A 23,521-nucleotide genomic window follows, 5' to 3' on the forward strand; every position below is an offset into this window, starting at 1 on the left:
TGTCAATGTCTCAGCTCTTTTGTGTACGGGCCACGCGTCGCGCGGGGCAATGGGCGCAAGAATATCACACACAGTCACTCTTCGTTTCCGTAGGCGCCTCGGGGTGTTTCGCGAGCCAGCATGCTGTCAAGATCAGCTTCGAAATCCGACAGCATCCTTTCTCCGTCCTCTATCTGGGCTTTCAACGTCATGTAGCCCTTGGCGTAGAGAAACAATACCATGGCCATGACTTCTGCCTGCGGTCGGTCGACAAATCTGTCGCGCCATTTTGACCAGCTGGCGTTGGCCTCTTTGGCCGCGGCTCTGAACAATTCCTCCTCTTCAGCGGCGATATTGATGCGGAGCGGAATATCTGCTATCCTAATGTTTATGTATATCTTCTTTTTGTCCATTGCATGTTACTCGCCCAGGTCGGCGATACACTTGTCAATGTCCCGTACTAATCCGGCCAACAATGCCCGAGTGTTCTCTGCATCGCTGCGGCTCGGACTCACCGAATGAACCACCCGGAGATACTCGTTCTCCTGATTGAGAAGATCTATGCGCTTCTGCAATCTCTCGTTGTCTTGCTCAAGCTCTCTGATGCGCTGCCGGGCTGCCGTTGCAGCCTCTTCGAGCATCTCGTGGCGCTTGAGCAATAGGGCGGTCTTGGTGCGCAGGCTGTCAAGACGTTGCTTCAAATCTGCGGACATTATTATGCCAATTTTTTACAAAAGTACAATTTTCAATTGTCATATCATAATGGGACATATGTTTTTTAACAAAAATATTCCAAAATGCTTCGCTAAAATGCTGCGCTGGCATGGTGGTATCATTTCATGTCGTATCGGATGCAAATGACAAGGCGGTGTGCCGAAGCCCGAACTTGGGGATCGACACACCGCCAATGATATGGTGGTAACGTGCGCTTACTTGACGGGAGTGAAACGCAGGGTGTAGTTCATGGTCTTGTCAGGGACGCGGTAGATCGGCAGGGTGTCGACATCGGCTCCGCACGACGCGTTGCCAACGCCGCGGGTCCATGCGTCGAGATGCAGCACGCTGTAGGGACGTGCGTTCATTTCCCAAAGATGATTGGCGCGCATGAGATCGGCGTCGGTATAGGGAAGGATTGAGAATGCGACCCTGCCCTGGGTGGTGATCTCGATGCCGCGACCCGAAGCATCCGTGAGGCGCAGCTCGCGGAGGCCTTCGCGGCCGCCTGTGGATTGTGGCTTGACGTAGGGCTCAACCATGTCGGCCACTGTTGTGCTGTATCGTCCTACGTATGCTCCGTCGAGGCGGTCGGCGTAGTTCTCGTATGGTCCGTGGGCGTAGTAGTCGACGATGTCGAGCGACGGGTTGATGGCGCAGACGAGGCCGGCCCGGCGGAGGTTGTCGCTGTGCGGACGGAATGTGACATTCATATCCATTGTGCCGTCGGGGCAGAATGTGTAGGTTATGTCGGTAGAGCATTTCTCTCCTTCGCGCACGGCAGTCACCTCAATGTTTTTGCCAACGGCGCGGTAGCTGACTGTGGCGTTAGGCGCCATGCCTGTTATCGTATCGGTGAAGCGGTCGTTCTCGATCCATCGGTGGTTGTCGTAGGTGAATCCCTGACGGTCGGCTATGACGCTTATGCCATTCATGTCGAGCGAGGTCATGACTCCGGTATTGGTGTCGAACGTGGCTGAAATCAGCTTGTTGGCAATGTGCAGCGTTGCGTCGGCAAGCGTGGCATTGAGCTTGTCGCCTTTGCTGTTGTTTTCGGCCAGAGGGGCACGTTCGGCGATGATGAACTGACGGCGTGCCACTTCGTGGCCGGCGTCGGCGAATGACTGGCTGTCGTGATATGTCACCTTGACATCGACAAGTATCTCTTTGCCGGCGTCAATCTTGCTTATGTTGGCTCCCAAAGGTATGGTGATTACGGTCGAGTCGCCCGGGGCTACTGCCGGAAGAGCCTTGGTTGCAATGGCTCTGGGATGTCCGTCGATGAGCAGCGAAGTGCCGACGTCGAGTCCTTCGAGGGTGCGGAATGCGTAGCGGTTGGCGATGCTTACGGTAGCTTCCCGGTCGTTGTGGCTGAGCATGCGGATCTTGACGAAACTGTGGGCGGCTCTGACTTCCATGAGTTTGGCGCTCTCCTGGCGGGTGGCCGGAATGACGCCGTTGGAGCAGAAATTGCCCTGATGCGGGCCGGGGTAGTCATAGCCGGTATGCAGCCGGTAGACGCCCTGCTTGATCTCCTGTGGATCGTAGATGGCCTGGTCGACCCAGTCCCAGATGCAGCCTCCGATTGTGGCGTCGGAGTTTTCCATGACTTCCCAGTATTCCGAAAGGTTGCCGATGGCATTTCCCATCGCATGGGCGTATTCGCAGAGTATCATGGGCTTGTCAAGTCCGCTCGTGTTTTCGTGCATCCATTTCATGCCGGGATACATTTTCGAGTAGAAGTCGGAGAAGCGGCTTCCGCCATATGGTTTGTCGGCACGGGTGCCTTCATAGTGGATGGGTCGGGTGGGGTCGAGCGTCGCGGCGGCGTCATAGCACCACTTGAAGTTCTCGCCGTTGCCGGCCTCGTTGCCGAGGCTCCACATTATTACCGAGGGGTGGTTGCGGTCGCGAAGCACCATGCGGTCGATGCGGTCGACAAACGCCGGAATCCATGACGGCATGTCGCTGATCGACTGGTTGGCATGGTCTTCCAGGTCAGCCTCGTCGATGGCATAGAGTCCGTAATGGTCAAACATCGCATACATTCGCGCGTTGTTGGGATAGTGGCTCGTGCGGATGGTGTTGATGTTGTTCTGTTTCATCAATGTCACGTCGCGAAGCATCGATTCGGTGCGCACGGCACGGCCGTAAAGGGGGTCGCTGTCGTGGCGGTTTACGCCTTTGAGCATCACCCGCTTGCCGTTGATGTAGAGCAGTGATCCGTCGATGCGTATATCGCGGAATCCGTGTTTGGTGGAGAATGCCATTTCCTCTTTGCCGTTCTTGCCGTCGCGCTGTATCACGCTGACGGTATAAAGATTGGGCTGCTCGGCGTTCCAGAGGGCTACATCGGCAAGGTCGAAGGCGGCTGTCACTCCGGTAGTGTCTGTAAGGTTGTAAAGTATGGTCTTCTCGGCGATCTGCCGGCCATTAGGATCCGTCACTTTCACCACGTATTCCTTTATGCCTTTGTGGTTGCTACGGTTGTCGATGTCGAGCTTCACTTCAAGGTGTGCCTTGCTGTAGTTTTCGGAGAGCCTGGAGGTGATGACGTGGTCGCGCACCGACGCTTCGGGCACGTTGTAGAGGTAAACATTGCGGTGTATGCCGCTCATGCGGAACATGTCCTGACACTCCAGATATGAGCCGTCGCTCCAGCGGAAAACCTGGACGGCAATGTCGTTCTGGCCGGGGTGGAGGAAGTGGCTGATGTCAAATTCGGCATCGTTGTTCGCTCCCTGGGTGTAGCCGACATATTTGCCGTTGACCCAGACGAATGCGGCGGAGTAGATGCCTCCGAAGTGGAGCATTGTGCGTCGTCCGCTCCAGTCGGCCGGTATGTCGAACGTGCGTTTGTAGGAGCCTACTGGGTTGATGCCGTAGTTGACACCTCCGTCATTGAAGCCTTTACGGGCGTTGATGAATGGCGGGGTGTTGGCGTGGGGATACTCGACGTTGGCGTAGATAGGCTGGTCGTAGCCCTGCATTTCCCAGTTGGAGGGTACGGGTATGGTGTCCCAGGCAGATGTGTCGAAGCTCTCGTTGTAGAAGTCAAGCGGACGTTTCGAGGGGTTGTCGACGAGGTTGAACTTCCATGTGCCGTTGAGGCTTAGGTAGCGGTCGTTGACAGGCTCTGTCCAGGGTGTGGTGTAATATGCTTTGTCGGCGAGCATTGCCGCTTCCGATGCGTAGGGCATCATTGTGGCTGCCCCCTTCTCTTTGTTCTGTTCGAAAATCGTTTCGTTTTCCCAGAAGTTTTTGCGGCGTTCCTCGTCGCTTTCGGCAGTCTGCTGCTTGGTATCGACCGGCAGGAAGGCGAATTTGGCTGCTTTGCCGCTAGCGCGCTTCACCAGGGTGAGGTTGCCGTCGCGGTCGGTGGCAATGGCCATGTCGGGCTGGTTGGTCGGTATGAGTGTGGCTCCGTCGACGGTCCAAAGCTGTGATTCGTCAGAGCCGTTGTTGACTCCGAGGGTCAGTATGGTGCCCTCTGCGCGTATGGCCAGATCGCTTGCCGGATTGATCATGCGCCAGCTGCCCGAGAGCCCGGTGATGCTCCAGAGCTGTTGCGGGGTGTCGGGGCGGTTCTCTTTGAGAGCAACTGTCGTTGGGCCGGTCTCTTCGATTACATACTTTGTGTTGGACTTCAGCACGATTTTATAGTGCTTGTCCTTGTCGAAGCTCACTTTTTGCTGTGCTCCCGCAGGAAGCCATGCCGCTATGATGAGGCAGAGGGCCGTCAGCACGGTGCTGAAAAATGGTTTAGACATAAGATTGATTTGTTGTGATTGATGTTTATATTCTGCTCACAAAGTTACAAAAAACCGGTGGAAATGTCGTTGAACGATAGGCGGTTTTGTCACATGACTGGGCGCTATTTTGGATTTTTTATGGTTTAGGCGGAGCTGACGAGGGTTTGGTAATGCCTGTAACGCCGACCCTGGAGTCCGATCTGCGTTGCAGGTCGGATGATCCATAGCCGGCGTGATGCTGCTTTAGGTCATCGGTAACAGTCCGATGCCGTATATGTGATGCTTGTGTTAGCGCGTGCTAGTGTGGCTGTCAGTCGCTTTTATGCCTACCCTCCGTGTGAGCAGCCGATTGACTGTGGCTCCGGCGAGGCTTGTCAGGCATACGGCTCCTATGATCAGAAGCCAGAGCAGAGTGGTGTGTAGGTCAATGGGCTGCATGATGGATTGTATATGGATGTTGATTGTTGTGTCTTTACAACAACGCCCCGCGCCAAAAGGTTCGGCGCGGGGCGTTGTATTCTGTTAGGACCTTGTCGGTTCAGATGGCGTCGTCCTCTACGGTTTCGAGTGCGTCGCGTTTCGCCTCGGGGGAGGGCTTGTCGGATGTGGCGGCCTCAAGTTTCTTCATCATCGCAAAGATGAACAGAGCTGAAATGAGGCATATCACAATGAGTATGGCCCAGACCATATAGGTCGGTATTTTACCCCAGAGGAGCATAGGGATCGACACAAGGTAGTTGCCTACGGCTGTGGCGGCAAACCATCCTCCCATCATCGAGCCTTTGAGCTTCGGGGGAGCGACTTTGCTGACAAACGATATGCCCATCGGTGAGAGCAGAAGTTCGGCAAACGTGAGGAGTAGATAGGTGGAAATTAGCCAGTTGGGTGATACTGACGCCTGAGTGCCGACGATGGACATCGATCCGATGAGCATCACTCCATAGGCCACTGCGGCCATGATCATGCCGTAGCCGATCTTGCGGGGAGCCGACGGCTCTTTCTTCTTGCGGGCAAGCCAGCCGAAGAGCGCTAGCGACACCGGTGTGAGCGCTACAACATAGAAGGGGTTGAACTGCTGGTATTGCTGCGGCTGTATGCCTGAAATCACGTCGGGGGTGCTGGGGTAGATGTAGAAAGCCACTCCGGCTGCGAGTGCTACGAACGCTATTCCGCAGATGATGCGGAGAGTGCCTTTGGCTTTGAACATGCCGAAAATGCACCATACGGCGGCGGCAATCATTGTGAGGCCGAGGAGGTTGAATCCTACACGAGTCCATCCGGTGGCTTCGGGAGCTGTGCAGCTCTTGGCAAACTCGGTGAGCGTGGCTCCGTTCTGGTGGAATACCATCCAGAAGAATATCACGACTGCAAACACAAGGAAGAGAGCCACGACTCTCTGGCGGGTCTGCTCGGGTGAGAGTTCGGGGCCTGTTTCAGCCTGTTTGCTGTCTGTGGCGGCGGTGTTTTTATCGGTGATGACGTGGGAGTAGGCTTTGCGTCCGAGGAAATAGATTAGGAAGCTGATCACGAGCGATGCGCAGGCTACTGCAAAGGCGTAGCCATAGCCGGTCGAAAGGGTTTCGATATAGTGTGATGCCCATGCGGAAATGTCCGATCCTACCTGCATGCCGCTTGCTTCGGCTTCGGCTACCAGTTCGGCTCCGTTTTCGGCTCCGTCGAGATATCTGTTGCAGATGGAGGGCAGGTCGGCCTGATAGACGAGGCCTTGTGCCGACATGGCTTTGTTGCACATGTAGGTGGCCATTCCCGGAGCGAACATCGAGCCTACGTTGATGAGCATGTAGAAGATCGAGAAAGCCGAGTCGCGCTGTCCGGCATATTTGGGGCTGTTATAGAGGTCGCCGACCATCACCTGCAGGTTGCCTTTGAAGAGGCCTGTGCCGGTGGCTATGAGCACGAGAGCCGCACAGAGGATCACGAGCGATGTCGTCGATCTGATATCGGTCGGTATGGCCATTACGGCATATCCGACAAACATCACAGCAATACCTGTGACAACGCATTTGGAGAAGCTCCATTTGTCGGCCACCCATCCGCCTACAAGGGGCATGAAATAGACAAGCGCCAGAAATATGGCATAGATCTGGCCTGATACTGTGGAGTCGAATCCGAATTTAGCCTGCAGATAGAGCAGGAAGATGGCGAGCATGGTGTAGTAGCCGAATCGCTCGCCGGTGTTGGCAAGTGACAGGACGCACAGCCCTGCCGAAGGGGATTTTGACATATTTGATGGTTAATGGTTAGATTTCAAAAGGATCCGCAGTGTTCAGTCGGCTGTGCCTGATTTCTGTTCGATAGCCTTGAAGGCGACGGCATACATCTTCATCTGCCGCACCATGGCGAGCAGTCCGTTGCTTCGTGTCGGCGATAGGTTTTCCGACAGGCCGATGCGGTCGATGAAATATAGGTCGGCGTCGGCCACCTCGGTCGGCGTGTGGCCGTTGAGCACCTCGATCAGCAGCGCTATGATGCCTTTGACTATGATGGCGTCGGAGTCGGCGGTGAATTGCATTTTGCCGTCCTGAAGCTCTGCGTTGAGCCACACGCGGCTCTGACAACCCTCTATAAGGTGGTCGGGGGTCTTGAAGCGCTCGTCGATGGGTGGAAGCTCATTGCCGAGATCGATGATCATGGCGTAGCGATCCATCCAGTCGTCGATCCCTTCGAAGTCGGCTGCTATCCGGTCTTGTGTCTGGTTGATAGTCATAATGTTTGCTTTCTCTCTGCAAAATTATGCAAAAAAAGCGGCATTTACAAATAGGTTCCGCGGCTTGCCGAAAAAATAAGAAGCAAAAGGCTTGGTGTTACAAAAAAATATCGTTAAGTTTGCGATATAAAACATCAATACTTATTCTTAAATAACCATGCCCAAAGCCAGGAAAATCCTTAACATCATTAAAAACGACCCGTGGCTGGCGCCTTACGCAGCCGCTATAGAGGGACGCCATGAAGATGCCGTGAAAAAAGAAAAAGAACTGACGGCTTCAAGCCGGTCGCTCGATGATTTTGCAAATGCACACAATTATTTCGGATTGCATCGTCAGAGCGACGGGTCGTGGGTGTTTCGCGAATATGCGCCCAATGCCACCGCGATAACCCTCGTCGGCGACTTCTCCGGCTGGCAGGAGCAAGCCCGGTATGAGTTGCGCCGTCTGCCTCAAAGCGGCGTGTGGGAGGTGGTGTTGCCGTCCGATGCGATTTGTCACGGCCAGCTCTACAAGATGATGGTGCGCTGGCAGGGAGGTCAGGGTGAGCGTATACCGGCTTATGCCACACGTGTGGTGCAGGATGAGCAGACGCACATATTCTCCGCGCAGGTGTGGGATCCGGCGGAGCCGTACATATGGAATGTCGACAAGTTTCGTCCGGATACAAAGCCGTTACTGATCTATGAGTGCCACATCGGCATGGCGCAGCAGCGTGAGGGTGTTGGCACTTATCGTGAATTCAAGGATCTGGTGCTCCCGCGTATTCATGCCGACGGCTACAATGCCATACAGATCATGGCTATTCAGGAGCATCCGTATTACGGGTCGTTCGGTTATCACGTGTCATCGTTTTTTGCGGCTTCGTCGCGATTCGGCACTCCGGAGGAACTGAAAGAGCTTATAGATCGAGCCCATGAGCTGGGTATAGCCGTGATCATGGATATAGTCCACTCTCATGCGGTGAAAAACGAAGTGGAAGGGCTCGGACGCCTCGATGGCAGCCACGATCTGTATTTTTACGGCGACGGACGTCGGGAGCATCCGGCATGGGATTCGCTCTGCTTCGATTACGGCAAGAACGAAGTGTTGCATTTTCTGCTCTCCAACTGCAAATATTGGCTTGAGGAGTATCGTTTCGACGGCTTCCGTTTTGACGGTGTGACCTCAATGCTGTATTACAGTCATGGGCTCGGGCAGGCTTTCGGCTCGTATGACGACTACTATAACGGTCATCAGGATGTGAATGCCATCACATATCTGACTTTGGCCAACAAACTGATACATCAGATCAATCCTTCGGCAATCACCATAGCCGAAGAGATGAGCGGCATGCCGGGCCTGGCTATACCGTTCAAGGACGGGGGCATCGGTTTCGATTACCGTATGGCCATGGGAATACCCGACTATTGGATCAAGACTCTGAAAGAGAAAAAAGACGAAGACTGGCATCCGACGTCGATATTCTGGGAACTGACCAACAGGCGTGCCGATGAAAAGACAATCTCCTATGTAGAAAGCCACGATCAGGCTCTGGTGGGCGACAAGACGGTGATTTTCCGTCTGATCGACGATCAGATGTACTGGCACATGATGAAGGATGACGACAATATGACCGTGGCGCGTGGCATGGCCTTGCATAAGATGATACGTCTGGTCACGGCGTCGACCATCAATGGTGGCTATCTCAACTTCATGGGTAACGAGTTCGGCCATCCCGAGTGGATCGATTTCCCGCGCGAGGGGAACGGATGGAGCTACAAGTATGCCCGTCGGCAGTGGGATCTTGTTGACCGTAAGGAGCTGAAATACTCTTATCTCAACGATTTCGACAATGCGATGATCTCGCTGATAAGCGGCGTATATAATTTCCAGGATCTGCCTGTTACGAAATTGTGGGAGAAGGACGATGATCAGATTCTGGCATACCGTCGCGGAGATCTTGTGTTTGTGTATAATTTCAACCCGTTCAAATCGTTCTCTGATTACGGCATACTGACGCCTCCCGGCGAATATCAGGTGGTGTTGTCGAGCGATAGTCCGCTTTATGGTGGCTATGGCAATATCGATGAAACTGTACACCATTTCACAATTCCCGATCCGTTGTTCGAACCCCATGGTGTCGCATGGCTCAGACTATATATGCCGGCGCGCTCGGCACAGGTGCTCAAGCTTGTGGCCGGTTCGGGGAAAAAGGTGTCGAAGGCTTCGTCGTCAAAGATGTCTGAGGAGACGAAGCGTAAACCGGGTCGTCCGAAGAAGGCAGATTCTGAAGCGGAGACGCCGGTGGCAAAGCGCAAGCCCGGTCGTCCGAAGAAGGCAGATCCTGAAGCGGAGGCTCCGGCGGTAAAGCGTAGACCCGGCCGCCCCAAGAAGTCAGAGGCTGAAAAGCCTGCGGGACGCAAACCGGGTCGTCCGAAAAAAGAAGAATAAACATACTCCGGATAACATGCGGTGTGGCGGTAGTAGTGAAAATGCCGTCGCACCGCATGCGTTTTACCAGGCTGTGCGCGCCACATGTTATGCGCAATAGTGCACAATTGGCGTAGATTCGTATTTTTACGTTGATTAACGGTGGTGATAATAAAAAAATGATTAACTTTGTGGGCTAAATGGCGAATATGGCGTTTCTGAGATGTGAGCGCCTGTAACCTGACCCTAAGCCTGCGATGAAAGTCAAGATACATAGAGAAGGAACCAATATTCTGATTGTTCTGCTGCTGATACTGTCGGTGGTCAATGCTTCGGCGTGGATGTTTATCCGTCCGGCGGCAATCCCCATCGTGTTCACATCGGTATCGGGAGTGTTCTATCTCTTGGTAGTGAATTTTTTCCGTTCGCCTCGCCGTCATTTCCCCGGCAAGGTGACTGACTCGCTTGTCGTATCGTCGGTCGACGGGCGCGTGGTAGCTTTGGAGAAGGTCTATGAGAGTGAAGTGTTGCATCGCGACGTGATACAGCTTTCGGTGTTTATGTCGGTGGTCAATGTTCATGCCAATTGGTTTCCGGTCAACGGTGTTGTGAAGCTCGTGCGTCATCATTCCGGCCGTTTCCTGTCGGCTTATCTTCCCAAGGCGAGTCTGGAAAACGAACGGTCGACGATTCTGATCCGTGCCAGCAATGGCAGCGACGTTCTCGTCAGGCAGATAGCCGGAGCTGTAGCCCGGCGTATAGTGACTTATGCCGAAGTCGGTGAAGAAGCCAGCATTGAAGATCATCTCGGTTTTATAAAATTCGGATCGAGGGTCGATATATTTTTGCCTCTGGATACCGAAATACTTGTGAAAATCGGCGACAAGACGGTGGGTGGAATCACTGAAGTGGCGCGTCTGCGCGATCCATCCCAGTCAAATTCGTAAAGTGTTTCTCCAATCAAGCCCCAATGTCAATATTTACCCGCGTAAAAGCCAATATACCTAATTCCATCACCTGTCTGAATCTTCTCAGCGGTGCCTGCGCATGTGTGTTTGCGTTTCACTATCAAGAGGTCTTCGGCCCATTGTCGGGCTATCAGTGGGCGTTTGTGCTCATGGCAGCCTCGGCAGTGTTTGATTTCGCTGATGGAGCCATGGCCCGTCGGCTGCACGTATATTCACTGCTCGGCAAGGAACTCGACTCGCTGTCGGATCTGATAAGTTTTGGCCTGGCTCCTGCTCTGTTGATGTTTAACACAGTAGAGTATTTCCACGGTGGGTGGACCTGGTGGGCGTTCTGTTCGCTGGTCATAGTGCTTTTCGGTGCTCTGCGTCTTGCGCGGTTTAATATCGATGACCGTCAGACAACATATTTTATCGGTATTCCGATTCCGGCCAATGCTATTTTCTGGATCGGTTTTGTGGCATGGAATCATGCCAATATGTATCTTGGGGATATGCCTACGGCGCTGATACTTATAGCGTTCTCCTCGCTGATGATATGCTCGCGGCCGATGTATTCGCTCAAGTTTGTCAATTTCGGTTGGCGTGAGAATTTTACCCGTTATGTCATCATTCTGGCCACATTGCTGTTTGTCGTGACCGAAGGCGTTTCGGGCTTGGCATGGGCGATGCTGTTTTACGTGGTCGTTTCGCTGGCAAGCAAGAAGCGGATTGTTTCGGAGTGATCCGTTGAATCTATTGCTACAGCCCAAGGGGAGGGCTGCCGAACATATCTGGCCTCATAACCGTTTATTAACTGCGAACTATGAGTATTTTTCTGATACTTTTACTGATATTTCTTTTTTATCTGCTGCGTCCGGCGTTCAAGGTGTGGCAGACAATGAACCGTTTGCGACGTGAGGCTCGGTCGGCTTTCGAGCAGGGAGCGTCGTCGTACAGGCGCTCCGGCGACACGGGTAATTACCGGTCACGCCGCAGGCAGGAGTCCGCGCCGGTTCATCGTAAGGTATTCAGCCGTGATATGGGTGAGTATGTCGCTTTCGACGAAATATCCGAGGAGAGATCTTCGACATCACCTGACGGCGATAAAAAAACTACGGTTGTCACCGAATCACAGGTGACCGACGTTGAATGGGAGGATCTGCCTCCGAAGGAATGACCGGATCCGGTTCTCTTCGGTGCCGTATTGCTGTTTGTGCGAATGGCGGTCGGGTCGACGGATCGATAATGCAGGAAAATTTACTAACTTTGCTGCATGAAAAGCAATAATCTATGTGTGTTGATGCTCGGCGGTGCCAAGCGTGTATCGGTAGCGCGGCATCTGCAGGCTGCCGCCGCCCGTCGTGGCTTGACTCTTGACATACTTTCCTACGAGCTGGAATGCAGTGTGCCGATAGCATCCGTAGGCCGTGTGATCAAAGGACTGAGGTTTGCCGATGCCGGTGTTGTCGACGATATCCGCCATGTGATCAGTAGTGAACAGGTCGATCTGGTATTGCCTTTTGTCGACCCGGCGGTTGAGGTCGCAGCATCTCTGGCCGGTACGGTCAACGCTTTTGTTCCAGTGTCGGATGGCGCTCTGTGCAGAGTGATGTTCGACAAAGGGGAGGCCGACGGATGGTTCCGGGCTCATTCGCTTCCGGTGCCTGATCGTGTAGAACTGCCTTTCGGCGCATCATCGCTCCCGGTTATCCTCAAGCCCAGGCACGGTTCGGCTTCCAAGGGTATTGTCGTGTGCCGCCGCATGTCGGACATCCCTGAAAATTTGGATGCGCCGGGCTATATGGCTCAGAAATATATCGATAATGCCGAGGAGGTGACGGTAGACTGCTATGTCGGTGTTGACGGCAGGGTGCTTTCGGTAGTGCCGCGAATCAGACTCGAGACCGCCGGAGGCGAAGTGACGAGAAGCGTAACCGTCAAGGATGAAGCGCTGATGGAGCTTGCCCGCAGGGTGCTTGCCTCCGGTTTGTTCCGCGGGCCTGTGACAGTGCAGCTGATACGCGACCGAAAGTCGGGTCATACCATGGTGATGGAGGTCAACCCGCGTCTTGGAGGCGGCGTGGTCACTTCGATAGGAGCCGGATCGGGTATAGCCGACATGCTGATAGGTGAAACTCTTGGCGAACGGATGGAGCCTGTCGACAACTGGCGCGACAATACTCTCGTGGCGCGTTATCTCGAGGAGGTGGTGTTCTGATATTTTTTATTTGATTCAGTTTGTCTTATGCAGATAGTGATAGATCTTGACGGAACGATATGCAGGGAGATGAGGCAGTTCTCCCGACCGCTGGCCGAACCGATTCCCGGAGCGGTCGAAACGGTCAATGAATTGTATGACCGTGGCGACACGATAATAATCTATTCAGCCCGGACATGGGCCGAATATGAGGTGACGGTAGACTGGCTTCGGCGACATGGGGTGAAATACCACCAGCTGATGTTGGGCAAGCCGGTAGGCGATCTGTGGATCGACGACCGTTCGGTCAATCCGCGCGATATGGGATGGGACGGGATACGCAAACAACTGATCGATACAAAGCAATGAGCAAGGTAGTGATAATAGCGGAGGCCGGAGTGAACCACAACGGATCTTTAGAAATGGCCTGCAGGCTGGCCGACGAGGCAAAACACGCCGGCGCCGATTACGTAAAGTTTCAGACCGGAATCCCCGAAAATGTGATTTCCGTACGGGCCGAGCAGGCTGAATATCAGAAGCACAACACCGGGACGTCGGAGAGTCAGCTCGACATGGTGAGAAAGATAATGCTGCGGCCCGATGACTTCAAGCCATTGAAGGAGTATTGCGACAGCATAGGGATACGTTTTTTGTCGACTCCTTTCGATCTTGACTCAATCGACATACTGAAGCCACTGGAGATGGATCTGTGGAAGATACCTTCGGGCGAGATCACCAATCTGCCATATCTGCGCAAGATCGCGTCGATGGGGCAGCCGGTGGTGATGTCGACCGGCATGAGTAGGCTTGGCGAGGTCGACGACGCGGTGGGTGTGCTGCTTGACGGCGGTCTTACGCTCGATATGATAACGCTGCTCCATTGCAATACGGAATATCCGACGCCATATACCGACGTAAACCTGCGGGCAATGCTTACGCTGCGCGATGCGATCGGTTGCCGTGTGGGTTACAGCGATCATACGCTCGGCATTGAGGTGCCGGTGGCAGCGGTGGCTATGGGAGCCGAGGTGATAGAGAAGCATTTCACTCTCGACAAGACACTTCCGGGCCCTGATCATGTGGCTTCGCTCGAACCGGCGGAACTCAAGGCGATGGTGTCGGCGATCCGTCATACCGAGGCGGCACTTGGCTCGGGTCGTAAGGAGGTCAGTCGCTCCGAGCGCAAAAATATTGCGATAGCGCGCAAGAGTATCATAGCCGCTCGCCCGATCAGCAAAGGCGAGCGATTCAGCCACGACAATCTTACCGTAAAACGTCCGGGCAACGGAATCAGTCCGATGCTGTGGGATACGGTGGTAGGACTTGAGGCTCCGCGCGATTTCGAACCTGACGAACTGATAGAACTGAGATGAAAGCGATCTCGCCACGCAAGATTTGTTTTATCACCGGTACAAGAGCTGATTTCGGTATCATGAGCCGGCTGATGAAGGATCTAAGCCAGGTTGAAGGTGTCACGCTCCAGATAGTGGCTACCAACATGCACCTCTCGGCTCGACATGGCATGACGGTCGACGAGATTACGGCCGAAGGGCTTCATGTCGATGAGCGGGTGGAGATGGATCTGTCAGGCGACGACCGGCGGTCGACCGTCAAGTCCATGTCGCAGTGTCTGGGGGGAATGGCTGATGCCCTCGACAGGCTTAAGCCGGATATATGCGTGATTCTCGGCGACAGATACGAAATGCTTGCTGCCGCTTCGGCTGCAATGATCATGGGGGTTCCGGTGGCTCATCTTTATGGGGGCGAGATCACGGAGGGAGCCTACGATGATTCCATACGTCATGCCATTACAAAGCTCTCGCGTATTCATTTCACTTCGACCGAAGAATATCGTCGTCGTATCATCGCCATGGGTGAGGATCCGTCGACAGTTTACAGGGTCGGGGCTCTCGGTGCCGACAATATCGCTTCGATGTCGGTCATGACACTCGGCGAACTGGAGGAGAGCCTGGGCATGAGCCTTTCGGACGAATTCCTGCTCGCCACATTCCATCCTGTCACGCTTGAGCCCGGACAGGCCGCAGCGCAGACCCGAGCTTTGCTTGAGGCTCTTGAAGAGCGTCTGGGGCAGACGAAGGTGTTGTTCACAATGCCCAATTCTGATTCGGAGGGGGATACGGTGGCATCGTTGATCGCGGCATGGGCGCAGCGGCATCCGGGGTGTGTGAAAGCGGTGGCTTCGCTTGGCAGAGCACGGTACTATTCCGCTCTAAGGCATTGCATGGCAGTGGTGGGTAATTCATCGAGCGGGCTGACAGAAGCTCCGTCGATGGGAGTGCCGACGCTAAACATCGGCAATCGTCAGCGAGGTCGTGCTCAGGGTGCCACGATTGTCAATTGCGAGGCTACGCGCGGCGATATATCGGCCGGACTCGATATGGTCATGAGCCGGGAGATGCGCGACCGCTGCCGGCGCAATCCAGACAATCCCTATGCTTTTCACGGAACTCTTGAGGCGATAATGAAAGTGCTGCTCTCTACGCCGCTCCCTTTGCCGGCGTTCAAGCCGTTCTATGATGTAGCGTGGTGAGCGGCTGTTGCGGCTGTGGGCATACGGTGCGGCTACGGTCTGCGGCCCGTGAACTGATCTTTGAGAGATCTGATTATATGCGCCATGATGCGCAGTGGCCATGAAAAAGGGTGCAGCCGTCTGAGAACGGCAGTCTTGGTGGCAAGAAACTTTCGGTCAAGTGGATGTATTCGCTCGCCTGACGACAGATGCTCGTGCCGTCCTACCATGACAGGGACATATCTCACGGTCAGTCCGCTACGGATGGCGTCGACGATATAGATGTCGTCTTCTCCATAAGGGTAGCGCGATGAGTTTAGGCCAAACCGTGTGTCGAACCTCAATGCCACTTTTGATCTCCTGATGTTGATCTCTATGGCCGACGGCCAATAGCCGCGTGGCGCGTCCTGTATGACAAATGTGTTTGCCGGTGCTGACGGTGTGCGTGTGGGTGATCCGAACCGTGTGAGCAGTATATCGGCGTCGGGATAGTTGTCAAACGCCTTGATCAGATCGGTAAGATCCTGTTCGGTCAGCGTCACGTCGTCGTCAGAGAATTTAAGATAAGGCGCCGAAGCGTGGTCAAGCAAGATGTTGCGGTTCGCGGCCAATCCGATTGTATCGGTAGCTATCACGTCAATGTCCGGGCGTCTGAGCTGTGGTGGTATGTCCATGACGCATCCGGCTCTTTGCCATCCGATGATATAGCCCACTCCGTCGGTTGCGGGCAGATCAAGGCTGGCGGCTCGGATGATGCCGTCGCGACCATAGGCCGCTATGAGTACCTGAAGAATCACAATCGGTGCAGGTTGATAAACCGATATGACAGGCCGGTGGGTTCGTCGGTGAATGTGTCGGATTGCGATGTGGCGGTCCACTGATTGCGGTCTATCTCAGGGAAAAACGTGTCGGCCTCGTCGAGCGATGCGTCTACTTCGGTGAGGTATATGCGCGATGCGACCGGCATAGCCTCTGAATAGACCATGCCGCCGCCTATGATCATGGTTTCGGGTGCGTCGGCAGTCATGGCGAGCGCCTGTTGGAGCGAAGCGGCGGTTTCTATGCCGGGCGCACTATAGCCGGTGTCGGTAGTGATGACGATATTGCGGCGCTGCGGAAGCGCGCCTTTAGGGAGCGACTCGAATGTGCGGCGCCCCATTACCACGGGCTTGCCGATGGTCAGTTCTTTGAAGTGTCGCAGATCGGCACGTATATGAAACGCGAGGTCGCCGCGGCATCCGATCTCATTGTTGCGCCCCACGGCGGCTATCAGTGAAACTGTCTGTCGGTTGTCGGTCGAAGTCATACGGCTACAATGGCTTTGATGTGGGGATGCGGATCGTAGTCTTCAAGCCGGAAGTCATCGTAATTGAAGTCGAATATCGACTTGACATCGGGGTTGATGATCATGCGCGGGAGCGGGCGGGGATCGCGTGACAGCTGCAGCTCCACTTGCTCGAAATGGTTGCGGTAGATGTGGGCGTCGCCAAGGGTGTGGATGAAATCGCCGGCTTGCAGTCCGGTGACCTGTGCGGTCATCATGAGCAGAAGGGCGTATGAGGCGATGTTGAACGGGACTCCGAGAAAGCAGTCGGCGCTACGCTGATATAGTTGCAGGCTGAGGCGTCCGTCGGCCACGTAATACTGGAAGAATGCGTGACACGGCGGCAGGTGCATCTGCGGTAGGTCGGCCACATTCCATGCGCTGACGATAATGCGTCGGGAGTCGGGGTTGGTCTTTATGGTGTGGATCGCTTCTGCGATCTGGTCGATGTGCCCTCCCCGGTAGTCGGGCCACTGTCGCCACTGGTATCCATAGATGTGGCCGAGGTCGCCGTCGGGTCCGGCCCATTCGTTCCATATCCTGACTCCGTTGTCTTGCAGATATTTCACATTCGTGTCGCCGTTGAGAAACCAGAGCAACTCATGGATGATCGATTTCAGATGCAGCTTCTTGGTGGTCAGCAACGGAAATCCTTCAGCAAGATTATATCTCATCTGGTAGCCGAATATGGATCTGGTGCCGGTGCCGGTGCGGTCCGATTTGTCGGTGCCGCTCTGCATGACGGTCTTCAGAAGATCGAGGTATTGTTTCATCGCAGGTCGTTTTCGTGTGGTGGTGATGCCTTGTCGCACTCCGGTGCGGCGGTGTCGAGTGTGGCTTCGGTTTTGGAATTGATATTTTTTACGCTCTGCATGAGCGGTATCGACAGTTGTTTGCGCCGTGTGGTGTAATGTATGGCGTCGTTGGGGCATACGTTGATGCAGTCGAAGCAGTTGACGCATCTCGATCCGTCGACAACATGGTCGTTGAGGTCGATGCACTCGGCCTTGCATACGTCGGCACATCGTCGGCACTGGATGCATTTGTCGGTGTCGATGTCGATCTGGAATATTGCAAACCGGCTGACAAATCCGAGAGTAGTGCCTACGGGGCATACCGTGGAGCATATCAGACGTCCTGATCGTGCGCTTACGAGTATGATCACAGCCATGACCATCAGTGTCAGTGCGATGCCGAGGGCTGATCCGGCCATTGCGCGTGTGAGGGGAGTGTCGAGCGGATCATAGGGCGGTGATGCGGGATGTGCGGATCCGAGGGCGTTGGCCACCGGCACGATGCAATCGGAGCAGAAGCGCAGGTAGAGCGTATAGGGATCGACAAATGCCGGCACGGCAATCAGCCCTGTCATAAGGCAGACTACGGTGACGGCAAGCACCGTGTGGCGAAGGGGGCTGAATGGCTTCCGGTAGCGGTAGATCTTTTGACGGTGGAACAAACGGGCCGAAGCATCCTGTATCAACCCTATGGGGCAGACTGATGAGCAGTAAACGCGCCCCAACACCAGTGTGATGATAAGCCACACGACAAACACTCCGATGGAGAATGTGGCCACTGCCGGGAGCAGCTGTATGCGGCTGATCCATGCGGCTATGGGATCGATGGCGACAGATGCGACGGTGAGTCCGGCGGTCAACAGGATGAAGACCGTCAGTGAAACAATAATTCGACCGATGCGCAATGCTTTGTTAATCATCGATATGTGGGGAGACTGCCGTAAAAAAGTGATTTTGCGGACGCAAACATACGAAAAATTATGATATTTACGGCATTTTTTACCTATATTTGCAACCTATACCTCGTGTGGTGTCTGATCAGCGTCATGTGGTGTAATAGATAATCTAAAGCCTAACAGATAATGAATACTCGTAATGCAATCCTGTCTTTTATGGCAGGGGCGTCGCTGCTGGTGACGGCTTCGGCACAGGATGCCGCCGGAAAGGTGAATTTTGCGGGGCAGGTGCTGTTCGAACAGTATCAGGCGTCGCAGCAGTCGCGTGCGCAAGGATTGACACCGCGCAAGAAGGTGCCTGAAACGATGCTTGCCATAGTGGAGCTTGCCGACGGATATGATGCCGCGCAGATCGAAGGCGTGGAGGTGATGGACCGCCGCGGTGATATGGCTATCGTCAGCTTGTGTACGGCTGATCTGATGAAGGTGGCCGGCGACAAGGCTGTAAGGCGTCTGTCGGTTGGCGGCCGAGCCCGTCTGGCGCTCGACAAGGCCCGGACGGCATCGAAGGCCAACAGGGTGATGAGCGGCACGTCGTACAGTCTTCCGAAAAACTATAACGGATCGGGAGTGGTGCTCGGCATGATGGATCAGGGTTTTGATCCCAACCATATAAATTTTCTGAATTCCGACCAGACGTCGTCGCGTGTCAGCCGGGTATGGGTCTACGGCAATACGGAGGGCGCTGCCCCGACGGTTTATGATACGCCTTCGGCCATCGCGTCGTTGTCGACGGACAATACGCAGTCGACCCATGCCACTCATGTGGCGGGTATAATGGGCGGTGCCTACAATAAGGGCTGCGATATGGTGAAGTCGTATAACGGTCAGCCGATGGTGGTGAGTGCCAACAATACTTACTATGGTCTGGCACGCGGTGCCGAATATGCTGTCGGAGTGGGAACTCTCTACGACGCAAATATCATGGATGCGGCTCAGAAAGTGTTGGGTTATGCCAAGTCGCAGGGTCGTCCGGCTGTGTTCAACCTGAGTCTTGGAAGTGTGCTCGGGCCTCATGACGGCACTGACGTCGTTGACCGATATCTGGCAGAGCTTGGCAAGGATATGATTATCGTGATGGCCGCAGGCAACGACGGTATGTCGGACGTGTCGCTGCGGGCTGATTTTTCGGCCGGAGCCGGTAAGGTGTCGACCCTTCCGGTGACCGACGGCAATACAAGCTGGAACGGTTTCGTACAGGTATGGAGCGATACGTCTGATCCGGTGGCTGTGGTTTTCAATATATTGAATGTCAAAACCGGGCAGGTTACATACAGTTATCCTATTGCGTCCGCACAGGATGGAATTACCGTCGGCGGGAGTGGCACTTCGGTGACGTCGTCTCTGTTTGCGTCGGCGTTTTCCAGTGATTCCTACATCGTAGTGGAGTCGGGTGTTGAGGATGGCAATAACCGCTATCGGGCGTCGCTTTATCTTGATCTGACGGCCAAGAGCCTGACAAATCCCGAGTTTGTGCCGATGTTGACGATCGAAGGGGCAGCCGGCCAGGGAGCGAGTGCCTTCATATCGTCGGACAACGGTGATATGCTGACGTTCGGCAACCGCGGGCTGACGGGGTATGTGGCCGGCAGTCCGGCGGAGAGTATAAGCAGCATGGCCTGTGGCGAGAACGTCATTGTAGTCGGTTCATACAACAGCCGCAATACATTTCCGGTGCTTCAAGGGACGATAATGGGATTCGATGAACAGGCATATCCTGTCGACGGCGTAAGCTCGTTTACATCCTACGGCACGACATTTTCAGGGAAAAAACTTCCGGAACTGTGTGCTCCGGGCATGACGGTAATCTCAAGCGTCAGCACGCCGTGGGTCAAGGCTACAGGGCCGTCGTCAGGCGATCTGTCGGCTAAAGTTGACCGCAGTGGTCTCAGCGGTGCGATGAAGGCGTCGCGTACTGACTACTGGGGACAGATGCAGGGCACTTCAATGGCTACTCCATACGTGAGCGGCGTGGTGGCCCTGTTGCTTGAGCAGGATCCTACTCTCACTGTCGACAGAGTGCGTGATCTTCTGGTCAGCACGGCTCAGGCGATGCCGGCCGACACCGAACCGGTGGCTTTGAAGTGGGGCGCAGGCCGGCTTGATGCCGAGAACGCCATGCGCAAGCTGCTCGGGATGCCGTCGTCGATCGGTGATGTGACGGCCGATACCGAAAGACGGTTCTCAATGGAGCAGTCCGACGGATGTATAGTGGCCGGAATAGCCGGAGAGGCCGGTCTGAGAGCAACACTGACGTCGATAGCGGGTCAGTCGGCCGGTACGGCCAAGGGCAGCGGCGGCACGGTGACGATCGCTACATCGGGCATGGCTCCGGGTGTATATGTGCTGACGGTCGAAGGCAATTCGGGCGCGATGATCAGCCGTAAGGTGGTAGTGAGATGATGTTTTTTTAGGAATTTTTAATTGTAAATGGTGGCTTGTGATTGCTAACTTTGCAGACCGCAAAACGATAAACAATAAAACGTAATATTGAAATGGCAAACTGGTTTGAATGCAAAGTGAGATATGACAAGATGATGGAAAACGGTGTGGTCAAGAAGGTGACCGAGCCTTATCTGGTGGACGCCCTTTCGTTCACCGAGGCTGAAAGCCGCATCATTGAGGAGCAGACTCCGTTCATCTCCGGCGACTTCTCGGTGAGTGCCGTCAAGCGCACCAAGATCTCGGAAATATTCTGGGATGATTCGGCCGACAAATGGTATCTTGTGAAGGTGGCTTTTGTGACCATCGACGAAAAGACCGCTGTCGAGAAGAAGACTTCGACGCTCATCCTCACTGCCGGCAATGATCTGAAAGGCGCATACGACAATTTTATGGCCGGCATGGAGGGGACTATGGCCGATTTCGAGATACAGTCGATAGCCGAGACTCCCTTGATGGATGTCTACAAGGCCAAGCTCGGAACCATTCCCGCTGCAAAGGAGGAATGACAATGATGTCGGATATAGCCTCCCGAATTCAGGAAATAAAGTCGGCTCTGCCCCAAGGGGTGGAGCTGACTGCCGTAAGCAAGTTTCATCCGTCAGAGGCCGTTATGGAGGCTTATGCCGCCGGTCAGCGGGTGTTTGGCGAAAGCCGGGCGCAGGAGCTGCAGGAGAAGGCAGCGGCTCTGCCGACCGACATAGAGTGGCATTTCATAGGTCATCTGCAGACCAACAAGGTGAAGCAGGTGGTGGCAGTGGCCGATATGATACAGAGCATTGATTCGCTGCGTCTGCTCAGGGCTGTCAGCGATGCCGCTGTGAAGGCCGGACGTCGTGTGGACGTATTGCTGCAGGTGCATGTGGCGCGTGAGGAAACCAAGACCGGATTTCTGCCTGATGAGATGGAGCAGGCCGCCCGCGAGGCGCTGACGATGCCGGGGGTGAGGCTCCGTGGCGTGATGGGGATGGCGTCGAATACCGACGATGAAACGAGGGTGAGGGCCGATTTCAAGGCTATAAGAGGGAGTTTCGACGCCCTGCGGCATGGAGCGGCCTCCGGGCAGCCGCAGTTTGATACCGTCAGCATGGGCATGAGTCATGACCGTGCGTTGGCTATCGAGGAAGGCAGCACGATGGTGAGAATCGGCAGTGATATTTTCGGCGAGCGCTGAGGCAAAAAAATGCGATGGAATAGGGGCTGAAAACAAAAAAATGGTTAACTTTGACAAGTTTTTGCTTCAGATGCCATGAAAACCGTCACGGTAGGCCGGTTGCATGCCCCTCGGCTTCGGACAAAAACCGTCGGGATGCATGATCGCCGATGATACAACAATCAATGTGATTTACTTATCAAACAAATCAATACCACATCAATTATGAGCAACGAGAAAAAACAATGGGGTGCCATCATCGTGATGATAGCCCTGTTTGCTATGATTGCCTTCGTGACCAATCTGTGTTCGCCGATGGCTGTCATTGTGAAAAATCAGTTTGGTGCCAGCAATCTCCAGGCACAGATCGGTAACTACGGCAACTTTATCGCTTACCTGCTGATGGGTATTCCCGCCGGCATGCTTCTGAAAAAAGTGGGCTATAAGCGCACGGCCCTCATAGCCCTGATAGTCGGCATAGTCGGTATCTTCGTGCAGTGGATGAGCGGCTGGGAAAGCATGCGTGGCGCAGCTTTTGCCGTTTATCTTGTCGGCGCCTTCATCGGCGGCCTTTGCATGTGTATGCTCAATACGGTTGTCAACCCGATGCTTAACATCCTCGGTGGCGGCGGTAACAGAGGCAACCAGCTGATACAGATCGGCGGCGTGTTCAACAGTGCGGCAGCTGTTGCAGTCTATATAATCATGGGCGCTCTTATTGCCGATGCCACCAAGGCTACCGTGAGCGATGCCACTCCGGCGCTCTTCATTGCCGGCGGCATATTCATCATTGCTTTCGTGGTGATACTGTTCACCAAGATCGACGAGCCCGAGCAGGCCGACCTCAAGAAGATCGAGGAGAAAGAGCATGCAAAGAAGCTCGCTCCGGGACAGAAGGACAAGTACAGTGCTTTCTCTTTCCGCCACTTCAAGCTCGGTATTCTCGCGATATTCCTTTATATGGGAATCGAAGTTGGTGTGCCGACCTATATTCTCCAGTATCTTACCGCCGCACAGGATGCCGTGACTCCCGGTCTGGGGATGGACGCCGGCATAGTGGGTCTGATCGTGGCTGTTTACTGGCTGATGATGCTTGTCGGACGCTTCGTCGGAGGCGCCATCGGCTCGAAAGTGTCCTCGAAGCAGATGATCACAGTGGCATCTACCGCAGCGATTGTGCTGATACTGTTCGGTATGTTCGCTCCTCAGACCTGGCTCGTGAATATCCCCGGTGTAGACTGGGCGAAGCTTGAGATGATCTGGGCCGAAGTGCCGGTGGGTATCTTCGCCTTCATTCTCGTGGGTCTTTGCACATCGGTCATGTGGGGAGGTATCTTCAACATGGCTGTGGAGGGTCTGGGCAAATACACTGCTATTGCTTCAGGCGCATTCATGACCATGGTGTTCGGTTGTGCGGTAATGGTGGCTATTCAGGCCTGGGTGGCAGACTTCTCCTGCAACTACCTGATCAGCTACTTCGTTCCGCTGGGCTGTGCGGTGTATATCCTCTACTACGCGCTGATAGGTTCGAAGAATGTAAATACGGATATTCCGGTAGCCGACTGATACAGCGGCCGTCCTGATCCGGCTGCTAT

At 54.5% G+C, this 23,521-nt stretch carries 21 protein-coding genes and 1 pseudogene; 12 read left to right on the forward strand and 10 right to left on the reverse strand.

The genetic code is table 11. The features are described 5' to 3' along the window. Nucleotides 1–74 precede the first annotated feature (74 nt). From NF347_RS01245 to NF347_RS01270, 6 genes are all read right to left on the reverse strand, one after another. Entirely contained in the window at nt 75–392 is a 318-nt protein-coding gene (locus NF347_RS01245) for a cell division protein ZapA (protein WP_107035140.1), read from the reverse strand. 6 nt (nt 393–398) lie between these two features. Then, nucleotides 399–680, reverse strand: coding sequence for a hypothetical protein (locus NF347_RS01250; protein ID WP_128702053.1), 282 nt, complete (start codon nt 678–680; stop codon nt 399–401). 228 nt (nt 681–908) lie between these two features. Beyond that, nucleotides 909–4,463 carry a glycoside hydrolase family 2 TIM barrel-domain containing protein gene (locus tag NF347_RS01255; RefSeq protein ID WP_107681415.1) on the reverse strand — a complete coding sequence of 1,185 codons (3,555 nt, stop codon included), beginning with the start codon at nt 4,461–4,463 and terminating at the stop codon, nt 909–911. A gap of 270 nt (nt 4,464–4,733) precedes the next feature. Further along, the gene (locus NF347_RS01260) at nt 4,734–4,883 is read right to left on the reverse strand and encodes a hypothetical protein (RefSeq protein WP_161553773.1); all 150 of its coding nucleotides are present in this window, start codon (nt 4,881–4,883) and stop codon (nt 4,734–4,736) included. Between the two features lie 100 nt (nt 4,884–4,983). Next, the gene (locus tag NF347_RS01265) at nt 4,984–6,690 is read right to left on the reverse strand and encodes a peptide MFS transporter (RefSeq protein ID WP_107681414.1); all 1,707 of its coding nucleotides are present in this window, start codon (nt 6,688–6,690) and stop codon (nt 4,984–4,986) included. 42 nt (nt 6,691–6,732) lie between these two features. Then, on the reverse strand, nt 6,733–7,173 hold the full coding sequence (locus NF347_RS01270; protein WP_107035136.1) for a SufE family protein: 441 nt from the start codon (nt 7,171–7,173) through the stop codon (nt 6,733–6,735). A gap of 157 nt (nt 7,174–7,330) precedes the next feature. Here NF347_RS01270 and NF347_RS01275 point away from each other — a divergent pair. The 8 genes and pseudogenes from NF347_RS01275 to neuC form a co-directional block, all read left to right on the forward strand. After that, nucleotides 7,331–9,343, forward strand: a pseudogene (locus tag NF347_RS01275) (alpha amylase C-terminal domain-containing protein); the annotation flags it as partial. A 497-nt stretch (nt 9,344–9,840) separates the two neighbouring features. After that, nucleotides 9,841–10,530 (forward strand): phosphatidylserine decarboxylase family protein, encoded by a 690-nt coding sequence (locus NF347_RS01280; protein WP_107035134.1) that lies wholly within the window; start codon nt 9,841–9,843, stop codon nt 10,528–10,530. Nucleotides 10,531–10,553: 23 nt separating this feature from the next. Beyond that, nucleotides 10,554–11,273: a CDP-diacylglycerol--serine O-phosphatidyltransferase gene (gene pssA, locus NF347_RS01285; RefSeq protein ID WP_107035133.1), complete on the forward strand. Its 720-nt coding sequence runs from the start codon at nt 10,554–10,556 to the stop codon at nt 11,271–11,273. 80 nt (nt 11,274–11,353) lie between these two features. Continuing rightward, nucleotides 11,354–11,707 (forward strand): DUF4834 family protein, encoded by a 354-nt coding sequence (locus NF347_RS01290; protein ID WP_107035132.1) that lies wholly within the window; start codon nt 11,354–11,356, stop codon nt 11,705–11,707. A 96-nt stretch (nt 11,708–11,803) separates the two neighbouring features. Continuing rightward, on the forward strand, nt 11,804–12,748 hold the full coding sequence (locus NF347_RS01295; RefSeq protein ID WP_107035131.1) for an ATP-grasp domain-containing protein: 945 nt from the start codon (nt 11,804–11,806) through the stop codon (nt 12,746–12,748). Nucleotides 12,749–12,775: 27 nt separating this feature from the next. Beyond that, nucleotides 12,776–13,096, forward strand: a complete 321-nt coding sequence (locus tag NF347_RS01300; protein WP_107035130.1) for a 5' nucleotidase, NT5C type — start codon at nt 12,776–12,778, stop codon at nt 13,094–13,096. Then, nucleotides 13,093–14,100 (forward strand): N-acetylneuraminate synthase, encoded by a 1,008-nt coding sequence (gene neuB / locus NF347_RS01305; protein WP_107035129.1) that lies wholly within the window; start codon nt 13,093–13,095, stop codon nt 14,098–14,100. The genes NF347_RS01300 and neuB overlap by 4 nt, the downstream gene beginning before the upstream one ends. After that, the gene (gene neuC / locus NF347_RS01310) at nt 14,097–15,278 is read left to right on the forward strand and encodes a UDP-N-acetylglucosamine 2-epimerase (RefSeq protein ID WP_107035128.1); all 1,182 of its coding nucleotides are present in this window, start codon (nt 14,097–14,099) and stop codon (nt 15,276–15,278) included. The genes neuB and neuC overlap by 4 nt, the downstream gene beginning before the upstream one ends. 32 nt (nt 15,279–15,310) lie before the next feature. Here the strand turns inward: neuC and NF347_RS01315 are convergent, their stop codons facing one another. Genes NF347_RS01315 through NF347_RS01330 form a run of 4 tightly spaced genes read right to left on the reverse strand, consistent with a single transcriptional unit; the run spans nt 15,311 to nt 18,295 of the window. Further along, complete coding sequence (locus NF347_RS01315) at nt 15,311–16,054, reverse strand: glycosyltransferase family 2 protein (RefSeq protein ID WP_107035127.1); 744 nt, start codon at nt 16,052–16,054, stop codon at nt 15,311–15,313. Continuing rightward, on the reverse strand, nt 16,051–16,563 hold the full coding sequence (locus tag NF347_RS01320) for a dihydrofolate reductase (RefSeq protein WP_107035126.1): 513 nt from the start codon (nt 16,561–16,563) through the stop codon (nt 16,051–16,053). The genes NF347_RS01315 and NF347_RS01320 overlap by 4 nt, the downstream gene beginning before the upstream one ends. Then, nucleotides 16,560–17,354: a thymidylate synthase gene (locus tag NF347_RS01325; protein ID WP_107035125.1), complete on the reverse strand. Its 795-nt coding sequence runs from the start codon at nt 17,352–17,354 to the stop codon at nt 16,560–16,562. Before NF347_RS01325 ends, NF347_RS01320 begins: the two co-directional genes overlap by 4 nt. Continuing rightward, nucleotides 17,351–18,295 carry a 4Fe-4S binding protein gene (locus tag NF347_RS01330; RefSeq protein WP_107035124.1) on the reverse strand — a complete coding sequence of 315 codons (945 nt, stop codon included), beginning with the start codon at nt 18,293–18,295 and terminating at the stop codon, nt 17,351–17,353. Before NF347_RS01330 ends, NF347_RS01325 begins: the two co-directional genes overlap by 4 nt. Before the next feature lie 162 nt (nt 18,296–18,457). Here NF347_RS01330 and NF347_RS01335 point away from each other — a divergent pair, with 162 nt between their 5' ends. The 4 genes from NF347_RS01335 to NF347_RS01350 all read left to right on the forward strand — a co-directional run bounded on the left by NF347_RS01335 (nt 18,458) and on the right by NF347_RS01350 (nt 23,492). After that, nucleotides 18,458–20,734 (forward strand): S8 family peptidase, encoded by a 2,277-nt coding sequence (locus NF347_RS01335; protein WP_107035123.1) that lies wholly within the window; start codon nt 18,458–18,460, stop codon nt 20,732–20,734. An 86-nt stretch (nt 20,735–20,820) separates the two neighbouring features. Continuing rightward, the gene (locus NF347_RS01340) at nt 20,821–21,282 is read left to right on the forward strand and encodes a DUF4494 domain-containing protein (protein ID WP_161953381.1); all 462 of its coding nucleotides are present in this window, start codon (nt 20,821–20,823) and stop codon (nt 21,280–21,282) included. Between the two features lie 5 nt (nt 21,283–21,287). Continuing rightward, on the forward strand, nt 21,288–21,947 hold the full coding sequence (locus tag NF347_RS01345; protein WP_107035181.1) for a YggS family pyridoxal phosphate-dependent enzyme: 660 nt from the start codon (nt 21,288–21,290) through the stop codon (nt 21,945–21,947). Between the two features lie 204 nt (nt 21,948–22,151). Continuing rightward, the gene (locus NF347_RS01350) at nt 22,152–23,492 is read left to right on the forward strand and encodes an MFS transporter (RefSeq protein WP_107035121.1); all 1,341 of its coding nucleotides are present in this window, start codon (nt 22,152–22,154) and stop codon (nt 23,490–23,492) included. Nucleotides 23,493–23,521 lie beyond the last annotated feature (29 nt).

The sequence above is a fragment of the Paramuribaculum intestinale genome, from assembly GCF_030759015.1.
GTDB classification, from domain to species: domain Bacteria; phylum Bacteroidota; class Bacteroidia; order Bacteroidales; family Muribaculaceae; genus Paramuribaculum; species Paramuribaculum intestinale.

What these genes read in the sequence shown, in the direction of transcription:
- NF347_RS01260 (WP_161553773.1), bottom strand. Translation starts at nt 4,883, where the DNA reads ATGCAGCCCATTGACCTACACACCACTCTGCTCTGGCTTCTGATCATA.
- NF347_RS01325 (WP_107035125.1), bottom strand. Translation starts at nt 17,354, where the DNA reads ATGAAACAATACCTCGATCTTCTGAAGACCGTCATGCAGAGCGGCACC.
- neuB (WP_107035129.1), top strand. Translation starts at nt 13,093, where the DNA reads ATGAGCAAGGTAGTGATAATAGCGGAGGCCGGAGTGAACCACAACGGA.
- NF347_RS01255 (WP_107681415.1), bottom strand. Translation starts at nt 4,463, where the DNA reads ATGTCTAAACCATTTTTCAGCACCGTGCTGACGGCCCTCTGCCTCATC.
- NF347_RS01290 (WP_107035132.1), top strand. Translation starts at nt 11,354, where the DNA reads ATGAGTATTTTTCTGATACTTTTACTGATATTTCTTTTTTATCTGCTG.
- NF347_RS01335 (WP_107035123.1), top strand. Translation starts at nt 18,458, where the DNA reads ATGAATACTCGTAATGCAATCCTGTCTTTTATGGCAGGGGCGTCGCTG.
- NF347_RS01300 (WP_107035130.1), top strand. Translation starts at nt 12,776, where the DNA reads ATGCAGATAGTGATAGATCTTGACGGAACGATATGCAGGGAGATGAGG.
- pssA (WP_107035133.1), top strand. Translation starts at nt 10,554, where the DNA reads ATGTCAATATTTACCCGCGTAAAAGCCAATATACCTAATTCCATCACC.
- NF347_RS01350 (WP_107035121.1), top strand. Translation starts at nt 22,152, where the DNA reads ATGAGCAACGAGAAAAAACAATGGGGTGCCATCATCGTGATGATAGCC.
- NF347_RS01320 (WP_107035126.1), bottom strand. Translation starts at nt 16,563, where the DNA reads ATGACTTCGACCGACAACCGACAGACAGTTTCACTGATAGCCGCCGTG.
- NF347_RS01330 (WP_107035124.1), bottom strand. Translation starts at nt 18,295, where the DNA reads ATGATTAACAAAGCATTGCGCATCGGTCGAATTATTGTTTCACTGACG.
- NF347_RS01265 (WP_107681414.1), bottom strand. Translation starts at nt 6,690, where the DNA reads ATGTCAAAATCCCCTTCGGCAGGGCTGTGCGTCCTGTCACTTGCCAAC.
- NF347_RS01295 (WP_107035131.1), top strand. Translation starts at nt 11,804, where the DNA reads ATGAAAAGCAATAATCTATGTGTGTTGATGCTCGGCGGTGCCAAGCGT.
- NF347_RS01270 (WP_107035136.1), bottom strand. Translation starts at nt 7,173, where the DNA reads ATGACTATCAACCAGACACAAGACCGGATAGCAGCCGACTTCGAAGGG.
- NF347_RS01280 (WP_107035134.1), top strand. Translation starts at nt 9,841, where the DNA reads ATGAAAGTCAAGATACATAGAGAAGGAACCAATATTCTGATTGTTCTG.
- NF347_RS01345 (WP_107035181.1), top strand. Translation starts at nt 21,288, where the DNA reads ATGTCGGATATAGCCTCCCGAATTCAGGAAATAAAGTCGGCTCTGCCC.
- NF347_RS01245 (WP_107035140.1), bottom strand. Translation starts at nt 392, where the DNA reads ATGGACAAAAAGAAGATATACATAAACATTAGGATAGCAGATATTCCG.
- neuC (WP_107035128.1), top strand. Translation starts at nt 14,097, where the DNA reads ATGAAAGCGATCTCGCCACGCAAGATTTGTTTTATCACCGGTACAAGA.